15 protein-coding genes and 1 tRNA gene are annotated in these 16466 nt (G+C 38.3%); 10 read left to right on the top strand and 6 right to left on the bottom strand.

What is annotated here, in order from left to right; translation table 11 throughout:
• Positions 1-11 precede the first annotated feature (11 nt).
• On the bottom strand, positions 12-563 hold the full coding sequence (locus tag B9A52_RS05970) for a 30S ribosomal protein S16 (RefSeq protein ID WP_157370080.1): 552 nt from the start codon (positions 561-563) through the stop codon (positions 12-14).
• A gap of 249 nt (positions 564-812) precedes the next feature.
• Between B9A52_RS05970 and B9A52_RS05965 the strand changes: the two genes are divergently transcribed.
• Positions 813-884: transfer RNA gene (locus tag B9A52_RS05965), tRNA-Arg, on the top strand.
• A 319-nt stretch (positions 885-1203) separates the two neighbouring features.
• Positions 1204-4188 carry a DEAD/DEAH box helicase gene (locus B9A52_RS05960; protein ID WP_084119435.1) on the top strand — a complete coding sequence of 995 codons (2985 nt, stop codon included), beginning with the start codon at positions 1204-1206 and terminating at the stop codon, positions 4186-4188.
• Positions 4189-4356: 168 nt separating this feature from the next.
• Here the strand turns inward: B9A52_RS05960 and B9A52_RS25440 are convergent, their stop codons facing one another.
• A complete protein-coding gene (locus B9A52_RS25440) occupies positions 4357-4530 on the bottom strand; it encodes a hypothetical protein (protein ID WP_157370079.1) in 174 nt (57 codons plus the stop codon).
• 844 nt (positions 4531-5374) lie between these two features.
• Here B9A52_RS25440 and B9A52_RS05955 point away from each other — a divergent pair.
• Both B9A52_RS05955 and B9A52_RS05950 read left to right on the top strand, forming a co-directional pair.
• On the top strand, positions 5375-5854 hold the full coding sequence (locus B9A52_RS05955; RefSeq protein WP_084119434.1) for a hypothetical protein: 480 nt from the start codon (positions 5375-5377) through the stop codon (positions 5852-5854).
• Positions 5855-5887: 33 nt separating this feature from the next.
• Positions 5888-6940 carry a TolB family protein gene (locus B9A52_RS05950; protein ID WP_084119433.1) on the top strand — a complete coding sequence of 351 codons (1053 nt, stop codon included), beginning with the start codon at positions 5888-5890 and terminating at the stop codon, positions 6938-6940.
• A 161-nt stretch (positions 6941-7101) separates the two neighbouring features.
• Here B9A52_RS05950 and B9A52_RS05945 read toward each other — a convergent pair whose 3' ends face one another.
• Positions 7102-8748 carry a hypothetical protein gene (locus tag B9A52_RS05945; protein WP_157370078.1) on the bottom strand — a complete coding sequence of 549 codons (1647 nt, stop codon included), beginning with the start codon at positions 8746-8748 and terminating at the stop codon, positions 7102-7104.
• A gap of 135 nt (positions 8749-8883) precedes the next feature.
• Entirely contained in the window at positions 8884-10740 is a 1857-nt protein-coding gene (locus tag B9A52_RS05940) for a tetratricopeptide repeat protein (RefSeq protein WP_084119431.1), read from the bottom strand.
• A gap of 267 nt (positions 10741-11007) precedes the next feature.
• Between B9A52_RS05940 and B9A52_RS05935 the strand changes: the two genes are divergently transcribed.
• From B9A52_RS05935 to B9A52_RS05925, 3 genes are all read left to right on the top strand, one after another.
• Complete coding sequence (locus tag B9A52_RS05935) at positions 11008-11271, top strand: hypothetical protein (RefSeq protein ID WP_084119430.1); 264 nt, start codon at positions 11008-11010, stop codon at positions 11269-11271.
• A 177-nt stretch (positions 11272-11448) separates the two neighbouring features.
• Positions 11449-12003, top strand: coding sequence for a TetR/AcrR family transcriptional regulator (locus tag B9A52_RS05930; RefSeq protein ID WP_084119429.1), 555 nt, complete (start codon positions 11449-11451; stop codon positions 12001-12003).
• Positions 12004-12048: 45 nt separating this feature from the next.
• Positions 12049-12390, top strand: coding sequence for a hypothetical protein (locus tag B9A52_RS05925; RefSeq protein ID WP_084119428.1), 342 nt, complete (start codon positions 12049-12051; stop codon positions 12388-12390).
• 204 nt (positions 12391-12594) lie between these two features.
• Here the strand turns inward: B9A52_RS05925 and B9A52_RS05920 are convergent, their stop codons facing one another.
• Positions 12595-13143 (bottom strand): fasciclin domain-containing protein, encoded by a 549-nt coding sequence (locus B9A52_RS05920; RefSeq protein ID WP_084119427.1) that lies wholly within the window; start codon positions 13141-13143, stop codon positions 12595-12597.
• Between the two features lie 188 nt (positions 13144-13331).
• Between B9A52_RS05920 and B9A52_RS05915 the strand changes: the two genes are divergently transcribed.
• The 3 genes from B9A52_RS05915 to B9A52_RS05905 all read left to right on the top strand — a co-directional run bounded on the left by B9A52_RS05915 (position 13332) and on the right by B9A52_RS05905 (position 15724).
• Positions 13332-13880 carry a protein N-terminal glutamine amidohydrolase gene (locus B9A52_RS05915; protein WP_084119426.1) on the top strand — a complete coding sequence of 183 codons (549 nt, stop codon included), beginning with the start codon at positions 13332-13334 and terminating at the stop codon, positions 13878-13880.
• Between the two features lie 81 nt (positions 13881-13961).
• Positions 13962-15281, top strand: a complete 1320-nt coding sequence (locus B9A52_RS05910) for a VOC family protein (RefSeq protein WP_084119425.1) — start codon at positions 13962-13964, stop codon at positions 15279-15281.
• 2 nt (positions 15282-15283) lie between these two features.
• Positions 15284-15724, top strand: coding sequence for a DUF2214 family protein (locus B9A52_RS05905; protein WP_231955506.1), 441 nt, complete (start codon positions 15284-15286; stop codon positions 15722-15724).
• Between the two features lie 187 nt (positions 15725-15911).
• Here the strand turns inward: B9A52_RS05905 and B9A52_RS05900 are convergent, their stop codons facing one another.
• Positions 15912-16334: a nucleoside-diphosphate kinase gene (locus B9A52_RS05900; RefSeq protein WP_084119423.1), complete on the bottom strand. Its 423-nt coding sequence runs from the start codon at positions 16332-16334 to the stop codon at positions 15912-15914.
• Between the last annotated feature and the right edge of the window lie 132 nt (positions 16335-16466).

Raw genomic sequence — 16466 nt, 5'->3', positions numbered from 1 at the left:
ATAAGGGAATTTTACGCTTGGGATTCTTCTCCTTCTGCAGATGCAGCAGGGGTTTCTTCCTCTGCAGGAGCTTCTGTCACAGCAGGGGCTGCAGCGGCTTTAGCATCATCTTCTCTTTTCTTGATGGCATCAAGACGAGCCTGATTTTTGGCTGTTTCTGCGTCCATTGCCTTCTGACGGGCATCAATTTTCGCTTGCGTCAACCTATCCACCTTACCGGTGATTGCGGTATCTTTGCTTGCTTTCCAAGCTTCGAATTTCTCATCAGCCTGTTCTTGAGTGATAGCACCTTTGAGTACACCGATTTGAAGGTGTTTTTGCAATAATACACCTCTGTAAGAAAGCATTGCCTTTACAGTATCTGTAGGCTGTGCACCATTCAACAACCATTTGAGAGCACGCTCATTGTTGATGTTAATAGATGCAGGGTCAGTGTTGGGATTATAAGTCCCTAATTTGTCGATAAAGCGTCCATCCCGTGGAGCTCTAGCATCAGCTACTACTACGTCATAGATGGCCATTTTTTTTCTGCCTCTACGCGATAATCTGATTTTTACTGCCATATAAATTTGATATTTAGTGAATTGATGGATCCCGTCCATCTTAATTTTTGGACTGCAAAGATAGAATTAATATTTCGAAATGCACAAATGGCTTTAAATATATTTGCTTGAATGGCGGATTATGCTTTAAATTGCGACTCGATTTTAGAGCCAAGAGCCAAGAGCCAGGAAACAAGACTGTTTCGATTCTTGTTTCCCCGAAATACTTCGGGACAAGCTTTGTCTCTTGCTTCTATAATTCTCAAACCAGGCCTCGTAGTTCAATGGATAGAATAGAAGTTTCCTAAACTTTAGATATGGGTTCGATTCCCGTCGAGGCTACTACTTTGATTTACAATGATTTAAGGGATGACTTCATCCCTTTTTTTGTGTCTTTACCCAAACCTTGCAGTTGGTAGGAAGGATTTTTTGGAAAAACTTCATTTAGAAATATGTGAGGTTTAAGGGTAGAGGGGAAAAAAGCTATTATAAGATTTAGGTGTTTGGGGAAAAAAAACCAGACTTATCTCTCTATATTTAATAATTAAGACTGCTTTTTTTAAGACTTATAAGGGTTTTAAGTGTAAAAGGAAAGACAAAACAAAAACAACAAGATCATGAACTGATTTTTCAGAATCATGAAGAATTAAAATCCCACGAAATGATTGACAAAAAAATCACCACACTTATTGGTAAAGCCATACGGGAAGGGAAATACCTGAGCATCACCTACAAAAATAAGGATGGGGATACTAAGCCTTTTTGGATAAGCATTTTAGATATTAATGAAAGTGATGAACTGCGGGTAAACATGTTCAATGTTACAAAAGATGATCCCCTTCTAAATAGAAAAATCTTTATTTCAGGCATTCAAACTGCCGAAATCCTGAAATTTTCACACTATGATGTGTCTGAAAATCTGATCATAAAGCTGGATGAAGATGAAAGTTTGCGGATTTATGGATTTGACCGGTATGACAATAATGTATTGAACTACTATTTAGAATGTTACAAAGCCAATAAAGACCCGTTTCTTTTCAAAACACATTTAATTCCCGGGGTTGATTTGACGGAATTATCGAAGAATAATCCATATCCCTTAACAGCAGAGCTCCAAAAGCAGATTATAAAAGATATCTATCATAATGATTACAGGAAGTATTATGATTATGAATTGGCTATCAGTGAATTTTCAATTGATTTACATTCGAAGGGTAAATTTGTAATTGCATACAGAAAACTCACTTTTGATCCCGTAGACAAAAAATTACATTTAAGTAGTAAAACACTATTTAATTCAAACTTTTATATAAAAGGTGTCAAGCATTCTTTGTCTTACTACACCGATTTGAGTCCAGCAGATTTTGAAGGGATTTACTTAAAAGCAAAGTCTGATGCCGTAGAATTACTACGGGCCAATTTCAAAATTGGCGAATTGCCAAATACAAGGCCGGAAGTAGTTATACTAGGATATGCACAGATAGATATATCAGGAATTTACGACAGCATACATTCAGAATTTGAGCAAAAAAAGATGGAGGTTCCCTTGAGGGCATTTTTTCAAAATCTATCATTGCTTGATAGAAAAAACCGAAAAGAACCTCACATTGTGCTGTATGACCGCAATATTAATATCGATCAGATTCAAACTATTTACAATGCGTTAAAATACCCTGTTACCTATGTACAGGGACCCCCTGGAACGGGCAAAACACAAACGATATTAAATATAATTGTGAATTGCCTTACCAATGGAAAAACACTATTGATTTCGTCAAATAACAATGTCCCTGTTGATGGAATTAAAGATAAATTATATTTGGGCAAGTACAGAAACAAAGAAATTCTGCTTCCTGTACTCAGGCTAGGAAATAATGAAAGCGTAGCAAAAGCGCTGAATTTGATTAAAGAAAGGTATGCTTTTGAAACAAAAGATGTACCTAAGGAAGAGCTTTTGTTTAACCTTAAAGAAAAGTCAAAAGAGAAAAACAAAAAGTTGCTTGAAAAGATTGAAAATTACGAAACCAGAATTGAACAGTCACAAAACCTCTCATTTGTTAGTGATCTGCTGTCAAAAGGTGAGAATCATTTATTGGAAAAAGAAAAACAGTCCATTGAAGAAAGACTCAAGCAGATACCTGAAACCAACAATGATGATTTTGATGATTTATACGAAGTGATAAAAGATAATCATCAGCTGTTACAGTTTTTCTACTTCGAATCATTAAGGTTTTTGAAACTTTTGAAAAACAAGGATTATGCACATTTGATTGAAATACTGGATATTGAGGAATCCGGTAAACAGGTAAGAGAATTTAATAAATGGATTGCTGATGACGACAACCTGGAGAAGCTCACTAAGGTGTTTCCCATTATTCTTACTACCAATATATCAAGCCGTAAGCTGGGGCGAAAATACAAATTTGATTTGCTGGTAATGGATGAAGCCGGTCAGTGTGATATAGCCACTAGCCTGATTCCTATTTCAAAATGCAAAAATATGGTTCTGATTGGAGACACAAACCAGCTAAAGCCGATTGTTGTCTTTGAAGAAAGTAGAAATCAAAATTTGATGAGCCAGTTTGAAATAGACAAGACCTACGATTATTACAATAATTCCATCCTCTCAATTTTTAAAAGGATTGATAATATTTCGAGAGATATCTTGTTGAGCTATCATTATCGCTGTGGCAGAAAAATCATTAATTATTCAAATATGCGGTTTTACGAGAATAGGTTAAACCTTTCGAAGATAAAAATAAATGGAGAACTGAAGCTGATTGATGTGAATAATTTAAACCAAAAGGATAAAAATTCAGCTATTGAAGAAGCACAGGAGATAGTAAAATATATCGTAGACAATCAATTAACGGATGTTTTCATCATCACACCTTTTAGAAGCCAACAAGAAGTTTTGAATCAATACCTGGAAAAGGCAAAAGCCAATGAAAAAATAGATTCATCGGTAAGTTGTGGTACGATTCACAAAATACAGGGACAAGAAAACAAAACCATCATCATATCCACTTCCATATCAAAAAACACAAGATCCAGAACTTACGACTGGATAAAAAACAACAGCCAGTTAATTAATGTCGGAGTTACAAGAGCACGGGAAAATTTGATTGTAGTAGCCGATAAAAAGGCAATAGATATTCTATCTAAAAAAGATGATGATTTGTATGCCCTGATTGATTATGTACAAAAAAACGGTTCTACACAAATCCAACAAAGCATTGCTAATAGGTTTACAATCGGATTTTCGAATGATTCAAAATTTGAAGACGAATTTTATAAAACCATGAGCCATTACTGCACTGTACAGGGTACTCGTTTTGAAAGAAATGTGAGAGTATTGGATATTTTTCCAGAAGAAATAAACAACCCTGAGGTTAACCAAAAAGAATTTGATGGCGTAATTTTTAAAGGGAGAATTCCAAAAGTAGTATTTGAAATAAATGGGGCTGAACATTATAAAAACAAAAAGAGAATTGATTCAGATAAGATTAAAATGAAGCTACTGACTTCTAAAAATATTGATAGAATTTTTATACCAAATCAGTATGTTAAACATTATGAATTTATTCGGGAATTAATGAATAAAATCAAAGGAGGTGTTTATCAAAAAACATTATTTGAAGGATAGGATTCCATTAACTGAAACGAATCAAACTAATGAAAAAATAAATTTAGTCCATTGACTAGAACTCAGCCAATACTAAGAGTTTTGGGTTAGGCGGATTATTGGAAAATTTCAGGCTTTCTCTTCTTAATAAAGAAATTGTTTTTTAACATTATGGCCTTACGAAATTCCCTAAAAGCAGGTGGGGGACAGTTCATAATTGAAATTACTCACCCCCTCCAAAAACCTCTCCATAATCTCAAAACTACCGGAAAATCCATGTCTCTCCCTGAGGTAGATTTTGGTGGTTTGGACGTTTGAATGGGCTAAGACTTGGCGGATTTCTTCTTCCCAATACTTTTCCATAACACATTTTCTTTAATTCAAACAATAATGGTTTTGGGTAGCATAAAATTATCCACCTAAGGATTGGCCAATAATCCTACGTGTTTCCGAAGATTAAAATTACCCTGTACAAGGGATTTCTTAGTTGGAAGGGAATGGGTAATTTTGGAGGAAGGGAACGCTGATTAGATAAATCAAAATCTAGTTCGAAGTGATTTTTGAAAAAACCTATTATTTATTGTATATCTTAGTTCAAAGCCAACTGATTTGGACGGCTTTGTTCTTTAAATTTGTTATAATAAGTAAGTTGAACTAAACCTCCTTCGTCGGTAGTTTTTAGGTTACTATAAGTATCTCATTTTTAGCAATATGTATTAAATTTATTCCATGTTTGACCTTTAATTCATTTAATCATGGGAAAAAAAGTTTGCGTCAGAAGATATACGGAGAAATGGTTTACAGAAACTATTCCCCAGAAGTATCAAGACCTACATCGGCCTTGTATCTGTAGTTTCCAGACACTTTGGAATGTGCATAAAAACGGCACGCAAGAAAATTTTTGTCATTTTTTAAGATACCAAAAGGTACACAATAGTCCTAGTTTTCAAAGAGCTTTTCCAATTTCTGAAAACAGTCCGTTCCTATTGTACAACTGATAAATTAACTCCTTTTTTCCTGTATTATTTGCAATTCCCAATCCCTGCGGTATCTTTAGTTCATAATTTGGAAGTTGGTAAATTATAAAATTTTGTTGATCTGAAGGGGAGAAAACATCATACAACTTCTTTATACTGGTATCCGGTGAACCTGCTTTTGTTTATTTTGAATTAATGTCAAACCTAATATCCATTTAAATTAATTTATTATGAAAAAATCCATTTTCCTTTCCTGTTTGCTTATCAGCATTGCCTTCAGTACACAAGCACAAATAGAAAACAATACTTCATTTAATGAATGGAAAATCGTTACCGTGGTAGAGTCAATTGTACCAATGGGCATTGGTAGGTCAAGAATGATTGAAAACATGACTGATGTGAATACGGACCAGTTCAGAACCTCCAGGACGGATGGAAAGACCTCTTCCCAAAGAGAGGTAAGTCGCAGTGAGCTTAAAGTGGACAATTTTGATGAAGCCAAATTGCTTAACTTCTTCAGTGCTGCAGGTATTAATTTCCAAAACATTGCCTCCAATGACGCGATGATCGGCGCAAGAATCATGGAGTTGGAATCTGAAGGATATTCCCTGATTTATGTAACCAGTGGTGTGGAGAGCCATGCAGGAGCGGAAGACAGTAGCGGTATTTTCATTACCAGGATGTTTTTCAAAAGATCAATAATGCAATAAAAACGACTCGGGGAATTCTGAATATAAAACCCTATGAAAAGAATAATCTTACTATTCACCTTCTTTATCCTGCATTCCATTCATCAGGCCAACGCCCAGACCATCGAAACCATTATCGAAGAGCTGCCTCCTTACTTTTCAATTCTCACTACTTGGGGGGTAAGGCCTGAATGGGATGAAAAATCAGAAAACATCTATTTTCTCAGTAAGCTGGTTGGGGATGTTTACAAAATTCACATTGCCACAAAAGAAATAAGCCAGGTCACCTCAGGTTTTTACCATGGAGGAATCCATCGGGTTTTATGTCTGTCTAATGGAGACTTGCTCCTGGCCATGGGGCCCAATATTTTTGATGCCAATGATCCGGAAAAAGACCGACATAAGGGCCTGGGCCTTTATGTGCTTACCAAATCAAATCCGGACAAACCCTATCCCTTGAATGCCTATTGTGACGAGGGCCCCGCAGTCTCCAAAAACAGCATGAAAATAGCCTGGACTTTGAAAGGACAGAGAGAAATTCAGGCGGGAGAAATAGTGTATGAAAATGGCATTCCTCAGCTGAAAGATGTGAGTACGATCATTTCCTACAAGGATTCATCTGCCTATGTGCGGTTGGAAACACAGGATTTCAGGCCTCCCCTCAACGAAGAACTGATTTACACACATTATTGGGGGGATGAGCGGGACCAATATTACAATTCCCAAGTGTTTGTGTTTAACCTGATCACCAAGGAAACTAAAAAATATACCGATTTACCAAAAAGCTACAATGAAGCTGAGGGGATTTTCCATGACGGAAAATACATGGTCATTGAAAGTGACCGACATCAACCCATGGAAGAGAGAAATAAATATAAACTTGATATTTATAAGCTATCTCTGGATGGGAGCGGGGAAGTAGAGCGTCTTGCGGATTTCTCCACTCGGTATTTCAACAAAATCAAGTCCGATAATCCGGTAGTAAACCATCAGGGAAATATGATCGCCCATCAATTTGGATTTCAAAAAGGAGCCGGAGACGGGCGGGGCATATTTTTGTTTGACCTGGAGGCCTATGAGAAATATAAACAGCAGGCCAAAGAATAAGCAAGGAATAGCTCTGGCTGTCCTATTGAAACCTGATCAATATTGTTTGATGGAAATGATTACATGAAAAGGGTTGCATTTTCGCCCTCAAATTGCCCCATGTTGAATCACCGGGAAACCCATCTGCCTGTGTTCCCGGTAATTCAAACATTATTTAGAATCTAACTGCAATTTGGCGGCACTTCCCGTACCGTACTTTGTGTTTCGATGAATTTATCCAAAATGGTAAAGCCGGTCAAGGTAACCACCACAGAGTTTTCCTCCACGCTATTGATTACCCCATTGAAGTTTGAAAAAATAAAGAGTGACTTAATCTCCTCACCTGTAAGTGATCTTCCATTTTCATTTCTCCCCGAAATCCGGATACGCTGAACATAGTTGACCCTGACGTTTTCATAGTATTGGTAAGCATCATACACCAATGAAGCTGATCTTGGTGGAACTGTGATCACACGGCTGGAAAAATAGCTTTCGCTCTTACTGATGGTTTGGGATTCATATTGCGAAGAGGAGGAAGTAATGGATTGGCTCCATTCAAATCCTTTGGTCACAGAGGCATTGTACTCTGCACCTTTCCCAAAAAATGAAGCCTTGATGGTTACCCCTAAGGTGGCAGAAACAGACACCGACTTGCTGGTATTGACAGAAATGGATTCTGACCAACCTACGGTAGTAGTGCGCACCTCGCTGAAATCTGCCCCGACGGTCTGCTGTAGCTGCCCTCCACTGCAATTGGTAAGGGTACTGTTGAAACTGAACCCGGAGGTTACCTTGGGAAGGATGGGCTCAAGGATGGATGAGGTGATGGGCTGTGCGCTCCATTCCACTTCTTTGGCCACGATCCTCATGGTAAAATTTTTTGCCCCCGGAAAATTGACGGTCAGTCCAACACCAGCTGCTTCCCGTATGGGCCTGTTCCTGTGATCGAGCAACTCAAATACTCCATCCCTGACTTTTCGAATCTGAAAGTGATATGATTCCTTATCAGAATTGGAAACATTAATGAGGCTGTTTCTTCCTGAATTTACAGGAGCGATGTGTATTCTTGCAGGAATGCTTGCCCCATAAAAGGCCTCTGTCACCCTTAAATAATGGCCCGTGCTAACCAATCGGATATAAAAAGTATTCCCGCGTCCAGGTACAGGAAATATATTGAAAAGAAAGTCAGGCTGATCTCCTGAGAAGGTTTCATTGGTACTGAATGTCATCACATTTCCAAAATTTGGTGTTCTGTTCCAACGCATGGCTTGGGGTACTGGCATCCCCTCGTCGTTTAATTTTTGAAAATAAAGACCAGTACCTTCCATCAGCAGCAAGTCGGAAGCTTCTTCGGTTTCTTGTACGAAATCCGCATTGATGGTAACAGGACTAAGGTTGGGCAAAAGGGAGATCGTACCCAAGTTGGACTTTGTTACAATTTCCTGATTTGTCTCATCTTTGAGGGTAACTAAGACCTGAACCCCATCAGTAATTTGAGTAAGCTGGGCCTCGGTCAGTTCATTGACCGGAAACTTCAGTAAACCCATAAACCCAAATGGGTCCAATGGAACAGTTTTTCGTAACACTTCACCTGAGGTTTGGATTTCCACTTCAGCCACAGTAGGCCTGTACCCTTTTCGTGCAACCTGCCTGGCATTAAGAACCAGGCCGACTTCACCCTCATAAGCATCCAGTTCATTTTCGGAAATTCCCTGACCTTCTTTTATTTCCCCTGGAGGGGGCGTGGGCTCTTCATTCTCTGTACAGGAAAAGTGGAACAGGAGTAATAAACCTGTCATTAAAGCAATAAATCCGTTTTTGTTTTTCATGATCTGCATTTTTAAAAAGGAGACTCAAGCAATAAAATTGCATTTTGACAAACCTAGTCCTTTGGTGGGGGGATTGGAAAAAAAAAGGGGAGACAAATGGTATACTCCACCCAAAAAATCCTTACAATCAGGTAATTACAGTGAAATAATGACTTTTTCCAGGGAATCGCCGGTTTCAAGGCCCATCTTTTTACGGAGCCTTTGCCTGGCTTTTTTGATTCCTGGCAGGGAAATATGGAGGATATTGGCCATTTCCTTGGATGAAAGATTCATTTTGATCAGCGCCATCAAGCGGTATTCACCGGGTGAGAGGCCGGGATATTGATTGGCTGCTCTTGAAAAAAAATCAGGATGGACCTCTTCAAAAAATCTGGCAAAAGTATCCCAGCCATTATCATCCCTGAGATCGGAGCTGATGGTCTTTATCAGATCCTGATAGCCGGCTTGCTTGTCTGATTCGTTCAGCTTTTGGGTGATAAGCAGGAGGTTTTCCAGGGTTTCGTTCTTTTTGGCAAGGTGCAGGGCCTTTGTTGTCAGTTCTCTGGACTTGAAATGGAGCTCAGCATCCATTTTCTGTTTTTCGAGTTTATTTTTTTTCATCTTTTGCCGGAAAGCATACCAGCCCAAACCCAGGGTCAGGGACAAAAGGAACAGACCGGATCCCAACAGGATTTTTTGGAGACGGGAGATCTGTGATTTTTGTTCCAGGAGCTGAATGGCATTTTGTTGGATTTTGATTTCATTTTCTTTGGTTTCCAGATCAAAAAGGGTTCGCAGTTCTTCAATCTGCCGGGATTTTTCCGCATTGAAAATAATTTTATCGAGGCGGGTATACTCTTTGAAATCCTCCAGGGCCCCGGAGGGATTGCCCATGGTTTCGAGTGCCTTGGACCGGAAGAAATAGGCCTGGCTTTGTGCTTCCTGGGAACCCGACTGCCCTGCCAATTCAATGGCGCGGTTGAGGTAAGGAAGGGAAAGATCCGGTTTCCCCATTTCCACATAGCATTGTCCCAAAATATTGGAAGCTTCTATGGTTTTGATGGAATTTTGTGTTTCCTCCGCAATCCTCAATCCTTTAAGCAGTACTTCCTCTGCCTGGCCATATAATTTTTGGGATAAATATACCTTGCCCAGGTTGTAATAATTGGTGGATTCTATGTCCTTGGCCCCCATCTGACGTGAGATTTCAGCACTTTGAAGCAGGTAAGAGATGGCTTCATCGTATTCCTTTAGATAAAAATAGGTATTGCCCATATCATTAAGTGCCTGGGCAATATAAAATTGGTCATTTTGATCCTGGTATATCTTCAGGGCAAGCTGATTGTATTCAATGGATTTGCTATAATTTCCCAATTGGGTTTCTATACCTCCAAGCATATTGTAGGAATCGGCCAGCCGAACATTGTTTTGGAGCGTCTGGAATATCCGGACCGTATGGAGAATCTCTTTCAGGGCAATATTCAGATTTCCTTGCCTGATATGGATCATACCCATCAATTGCAGTTCTGCACCTACATTTAAGGAATCCTTTTGGTCCCGGGTCATGAGTTGGATTGTCTCCCCTAACAGTTCCAGCGCAGGGTCATAGTCCCCCCTGTAGTAATCCAGAATGGCCAACCCATATTTGGCAAGGGCCATTCTTTTGATATTGTCTATCTGCTTGAAAAATGCATAGGCTTCCTCATACCAATAAGTGGCAGAATCATAATTGCTTTTGTTATTATGGAGCACGGCCATATTGTAGCTTGCCATTCCTATTCCCAAGATATCCTGAATACTTTGGGAATATTCCATCTGCATGATGGCATAATCTTTGGCTTTGGATGGGTCGTTGTTCAGGTAAAATTCAAACAGATTTTGAAGGGCAGAAATCCTTTCCAAGCCTTCGGCGCTTTTTTGGTACAGGGAAAGCAAACTATCCAGGTTCCGGTTATCTGCAAAACCAACTGATGAAAAAAACAACATAAAAACCAAAATAAGCCAATATTTCATGGGACAATTATTTCTTTCGGTAATGTTACCAATTTAATCAGATTTTCAAATCCTAGTATACCTTAGATGAACAAAAAATTTAGTGGATAGAATATACAGAGCTCTGATTTTGGTTCATTTCTGCCAATTAATTTTTTATAACACCTTAAAAATCAATCAAAATTGATTTATATTTAACCTTCAATGGATTTCTGAAGCGCTGCTTAACGGCCCGGGGAAAAGGCATTCATTGACCAAAAGTCCTCTTTACGGCACAATTAAAAAAGCATGAAAAACAAAAGCCTTGCAGATTCCAGCTTGGAGGAGCTGAATGCAAAAAAAAAGACATTGGTCACTATCATTATTGTACTCAGCATTCTGATATTGCTTTATGGCGGGTATTTTATTCTCAAACTGGTCACAGGCACCTGGGAGGCCAATAATTCCCTTGGTACTGTAGGTTTCGGTACATTAGGGGTGGTGACTTCCCTTGTATCAGTAAAACTGAGTAGGGTAGGAATAGAAATTAAAAACCGGAAAACAGGGAGATAAGAATTTTTCCCTGTTTTTTCAGCCATTGCCAAAGAGTGCGCCAAAACAGGTCAGATGAACTTGACGCATAATATTTCCGATTTATGCGGCATAATGAACGAGCACGGCGGACAAGAAAGTGCCTCAAATCATATACGTAAGAACCTCAAATTATATTTTAAATAAATCCGATATGCAATGACAGAAAAAGAAGAAATATGGGTTGTTAAAGGATACGAAACTTTTGCATTGTTTGGAGAAAACGCATTAAAAATTGAACAACTTGCAAAGCAAGTGGGAATAAGTAAATCTTCTTTTTATCATCACTTCGCCGACTTGGATATTTTTATCGGGAGACTTCTGCAACACCATTTAAAAAACTCTACAATAATTGCAGAAAAAGAAAAACTTGCCACATCAATTAACCCTGAATTGATAAACATATTACTTGAACACAAGACGGACTTGCTCTTTAACAGACAACTAAGGATAAACTCACACAAACCAAATTATAGGGACACTTTAGTGAGGTCAAATTACATCATTGGAAAGGACTTTATAAATCTTTGGTTGAGTGACACAAAATTGAATATTACCAAACAACAGTCAGAAGGGCTTTTTGAATTGGCTTGGGAGAATTTTTTTCTGCAAATCAATTCAGAAAACATGAATAAAAAGTGGTTTGAAACATACTTTGAAAATTTGAAACGCATTACCCGGAGTTTTGAAAAACCATTGTACGGTAGCGAATAAAATAAAAAGTGAACGAAAACTAAATTTGCGAAAAATAAAAAAACTATGAGTAGCAATAATGTTTTCAAAACTATTTTAGTAGTTCAGACTATTGGACTATTGATTTACACCTTCATCGCCTACCAAATAGAAGGCCCGGACTTGTTTGGTGTATTCATTAATAACATTAAATCATTGAATTGGTCAGGACAATTTAACCTTGATTTTCTTTGTTATCTGACACTATCGGGATTTTGGATAATGTGGAGAAATCAGTTTACCACAAAATCAATAATTTTGGGTGCAGTTGCAATGGTACTTGGTATTGTAATATTTGCACCATACTTACTATGGCTGACTAATAAAGAGAATGGCGACTTAAAACGTGTATTGGTTGGCAACAGGTAGTAGAATAAGCCATTATCCTTCAAGAAATTGATATGAATAGACTTAATAGTTTTTTTCATTCTTCAATCATTTGATTAATCGATATCCATTTGAAATTAACAAGTGGGGAGACCGGCTATTTTGGAAAGATTTTGGGCAATTGTTTATTTTAAGCAAAAAAAAAACCTGCCGAGCGGCAGGTTTCCAATTTTTTGCAGTTTCTGTTTACTTTGGCAACAATACTGCGTCCACAACGTGGATGACACCATTGCTACCTGCAAGGTCAGCAGCCGTTACAGTTGCTCCGTTGATCATTACCTTACCATCTTTGATGGATACTGTCAGGTCCTGACCATTCAAAGTTTTAACTACTTGACCATCAGAAAGGTCAGCAGCCATCACATTGCCCGAAACCACATGGTAGGTCAATACTGAGGTCAATTGATCTTTGCTTTCAGGCTTCAACAGGTTGGCGACAGTTCCATCCGGCAAAGCTGCAAATGCAGCGTTTGTTGGTGCAAATACCGTAAAAGGACCTGTTCCGCTCAACGTTTCCACCAATCCGGCTGCAGTTACTGCCGCAACTAAGGTAGTATGGTCAGGAGAACCTACAGCAATGTCAACTACAGTATTTGAAACTTCAACAGGGACTTCTTCAACCACTTCAACGGTTGTTTCTTCTACTGCTTCTTCTTTTGGAGCATTTCCACAACTGACCAAAAAAGAAGTGGCAACCGTGGCAACTGCCAATGACAATAATTTTAAATTTTTCATAATTATTTATTCCCGTTTAATTTTTTATTAAACTGCTAAGTATCAATATAGTTTTGAATTATTGAAAAGAATATTTTCAATATGATTTTTTACTACTTTGTCAGCAGTGCTGAAATGGGTTTCAAAAAATCAGATAAGTATTTAAAAAACCGAATAGGAACGCAATTTGGGTTAATATTGCAAGCTGTATGAAAATCACATCCTTAAAATATACCGAAAACTATTGCGAAGAAAATATATGGCAACTCTGTCAGCATCCCAAATTGAAGGATTATGTCAAAAAAGTTCTTTTCATTTCGAATGAAAATAAAAACTGTGCTTTCCTTTGTCAGAAATCAGTTACGGGAGAAACAAATGTTTGGTGGGATTACCATGTAATATTACATGCTTCCAGAAAAGGGGAAAATCTGATCTATGATCTTGATTCCACATTGGGTTACCCAACCGAATTCAAGGAATATTTCAGAAAAACTTTTCCTTTTTCAGAAAAACAGGACATAAATACCCAAGCTCATTTCAAATCAATCGCAGCAGAGGTTTTTGTCCGTGATTTCTATTCCGACAGAAGACATATGAAAGACAAGGAAGGGAATTGGCTTTTCGAACCTCCTACATGGCCTTGTATTACTTCTGGAGATAAAATGTCTCTTTCAGATTTATTTGATTTTTCAAAAACCAGCAAGTTGCCGATTCTAAGTCTGGAAGAAATACAGGCAGGAGAATCCGTGATCGATTGATGGGATTAAAGTGTTGAAACTGGCTTGCATCATTTTAATTTTTAGTATTTTTATCGTGTTCAAAAATCAGAACCACCAATCATGAAACTTCTGCGGTATTTATTCATTTCCTGCTTTTTTATTTTGAATGCCTGCTCTGAAAAAAATGATGATTTAAAGCATCAACACTTGGGAACCCTAAAAGCTTTTGCAGAAATGGTGGCCGCCGATGTCAAGCCTATCGCTTTGAGTGAACCCTTATCCACCAATGAGGTGGATGACTTATGGGCGGAAGCACTCGCAATTGCCAAAAAGTATCAGGTTGAGATTTATCGGGAAAAAGATCTGGTGAAGACCATTTTATTTCCTGAAGCTTTAACTGCCGGCAAAGAGGTCTTGATTTTACATAAAAAAGAGACTTTGGATGCTTACCTTAACCTGAAAAAATCCATCCACTCCAGCGCAAATGAACAGGAGGCAGCAAGAAGCTTTGGTCGCTTGCTGGGCTACCCCAATCATTATATCAATAAACTCTTAGCGGAAAACACTTCCTTCAGAACGTTGAATGATTTTGGCATAGAAGGAACAAATCTTTTTCTCTATTACAAAGATCTGGATAAGGCCCGGATTTTCTACAATGAGACTTTGGGCTTGGAGATTCTTTCGGATTATGGGTTTGCCGTTACACTCAAGATTTCAAAGGATGCTTGGGTTACTTTAGTAGATGCTGAAATTGGTAGACATAAGGCTGACGAACCAAAAACCGTTGCCATAGCCTTGCTGACGAATCATTTGGCGGAATGGTATGCTTATCTTCAGGACAAAAAAGTCCCCATCAAGTATGAATACAAGCCTAAGGAAAACAACCCTCACGATGGTTTTGTAGCCATTGATCCCGAAGGGTATCTGTTGGAATTTGAGATGTTCAAACCACACCCCGAAAACGAGAAGCTAATTCCCAAATTGCCAAAATACGATGCTACCAGTTCGGATACAGGAAAATGGAATATAAAGGAAGGATTCTATGGAACTGTAACCTGGCTATATTATCAGGACATGCAGGAATCAGAGAAATTTTATGAGGAAACAATCGGATTAAAACAGATCGTAGACCAAGGTTGGGCCAAGGTATATCAGGTTTCGGAAACAGGTTATATAGGTTTGGTGGACGAAAGGCGCGGAATGCACAATTTTACAGAAAAAAAAGGAACAAGCGTATCTTTTCTCCTCAAAGACCTGGAAGGTTGGTATGAATATGTGAAGATTAATGAGCCTCTTCCGATCATTAAGGAAATGTACTCCGGAAAAGAGGAGCGTTACAAAGCTTTTGTAGGTATGGACCCTGGAATGTATTTTTTGGAATTTAACCGGTTTCTGCCCCACCCGGACAATGATAAACTACTTCAATCAATGAAAAAATGACCATGGAAATCATACTTCGTTATTTACATTTTATCAGCGTTTTTGCGATTGTTGGAGCACTTGTTTCGGAGCACCTTCTGCTGAAATCAACCTTATCAAGGAAAGAGATACTTCGCCTTTCCAAAATAGATGGGGTATATGGATTGGCTGTTCTTTCCCTTTTGGGAGTCGGGATGACATTATGGTTGGGGGGAATTGGAAAACCAACCGAGTTTTACAGCAGCAATCCGATTTTTCATATCAAGCTGACCCTATTTGTAGTGATAGGACTACTTTCAATATATCCCACAGTTTTTTTTATCAAGCAGGCAAAAGGAGATCCCATTGAAATGGTTGCTATTCCCAAATCTATTTTTTGGATGGTCCGCTTTGAGCTGCTTATTCTGCTGATAATGCCTATTTTGGCTGGGCTGATGGCAAAAGGAATTGGTTTTTCCGGATAATGAAATCTTCTCTTTTGGCTTTTAATTGGACACGATATTTTTAAAAATGAGATATTACCGATGCTGTTCTCTTGATATCTGGGAAAAGACAAAAAAAATTCTGGAAACGAAATCTTAGTTGCAAGGGTAAAAAGAAAAACCCATAACGGAAGCTATGGGTTTGGAGGATTTCAAATGTTAAAGTTATTTAAATAACCCTTTCAAATTGACTGAAGTAGAAATTTCCTTCAATTTCTGCATTTTCGTCTGAGTCCGAACCATGGACAGCATTTGCCTCGATAGAGGTGGCAAATAATTTCCTGATAGTACCTTCAGCGGCATTGGCAGGATTAGTAGCACCGATTAAGGTCCTGAAATCTTCCACCGCATTATCTTTTTCCAATACTGCTGCAATAATTGGACCTGAGGACATGTATTTGCATAGATCGGCATAAAAGGGTCTTTCCTTATGTACAGCGTAAAATTTGCCGGCCAATTCAGCGCTCAATTGCGTAGCTTTCAATGCTACGATTTTAAATCCTGCCTCCTCAATCATTTTCAAAATTGCTCCGGAGTTACCTGCGCCAAACGCATCAGGTTTAATCATGGTGAATGTTCTGTTACCTGCCATTGAATTAAAATTTGATTCTATTTTTTGATTTGGCCTCAAAAATAGGCGAATTCATTGAAAGTCCGAAAAAAGAACATGAATTATCCATTACCATACCTCAAGATTAGTCAATTGGGGATATTGGGATTTTTC

The organism is Aquiflexum balticum DSM 16537, from assembly GCF_900176595.1.
Lineage (GTDB): Bacteria > Bacteroidota > Bacteroidia > Cytophagales > Cyclobacteriaceae > Aquiflexum > Aquiflexum balticum.
Note: the sequence above shows the minus strand (reverse complement) of the source record. Positions and strands in the feature narration are given on the sequence as shown.

Bases quoted from the DNA above. Each gene is read 5' to 3' on its own strand.
- B9A52_RS25440 (WP_157370079.1), bottom strand. From the start codon at position 4,530: ATGGAAAAGTATTGGGAAGAAGAAATCCGCCAAGTCTTAGCCCATTCA.
- B9A52_RS05945 (WP_157370078.1), bottom strand. From the start codon at position 8,748: ATGAAAAACAAAAACGGATTTATTGCTTTAATGACAGGTTTATTACTC.
- B9A52_RS05940 (WP_084119431.1), bottom strand. From the start codon at position 10,740: ATGAAATATTGGCTTATTTTGGTTTTTATGTTGTTTTTTTCATCAGTT.
- B9A52_RS05930 (WP_084119429.1), top strand. From the start codon at position 11,449: ATGACAGAAAAAGAAGAAATATGGGTTGTTAAAGGATACGAAACTTTT.
- B9A52_RS05970 (WP_157370080.1), bottom strand. From the start codon at position 563: ATGGCAGTAAAAATCAGATTATCGCGTAGAGGCAGAAAAAAAATGGCC.
- B9A52_RS05955 (WP_084119434.1), top strand. From the start codon at position 5,375: ATGAAAAAATCCATTTTCCTTTCCTGTTTGCTTATCAGCATTGCCTTC.
- B9A52_RS05935 (WP_084119430.1), top strand. From the start codon at position 11,008: ATGAAAAACAAAAGCCTTGCAGATTCCAGCTTGGAGGAGCTGAATGCA.
- B9A52_RS05915 (WP_084119426.1), top strand. From the start codon at position 13,332: ATGAAAATCACATCCTTAAAATATACCGAAAACTATTGCGAAGAAAAT.
- B9A52_RS05920 (WP_084119427.1), bottom strand. From the start codon at position 13,143: ATGAAAAATTTAAAATTATTGTCATTGGCAGTTGCCACGGTTGCCACT.
- B9A52_RS05925 (WP_084119428.1), top strand. From the start codon at position 12,049: ATGAGTAGCAATAATGTTTTCAAAACTATTTTAGTAGTTCAGACTATT.
- B9A52_RS05950 (WP_084119433.1), top strand. From the start codon at position 5,888: ATGAAAAGAATAATCTTACTATTCACCTTCTTTATCCTGCATTCCATT.
- B9A52_RS05900 (WP_084119423.1), bottom strand. From the start codon at position 16,334: ATGGCAGGTAACAGAACATTCACCATGATTAAACCTGATGCGTTTGGC.
- B9A52_RS05905 (WP_231955506.1), top strand. From the start codon at position 15,284: ATGGAAATCATACTTCGTTATTTACATTTTATCAGCGTTTTTGCGATT.
- B9A52_RS05910 (WP_084119425.1), top strand. From the start codon at position 13,962: ATGAAACTTCTGCGGTATTTATTCATTTCCTGCTTTTTTATTTTGAAT.
- B9A52_RS05960 (WP_084119435.1), top strand. From the start codon at position 1,204: ATGATTGACAAAAAAATCACCACACTTATTGGTAAAGCCATACGGGAA.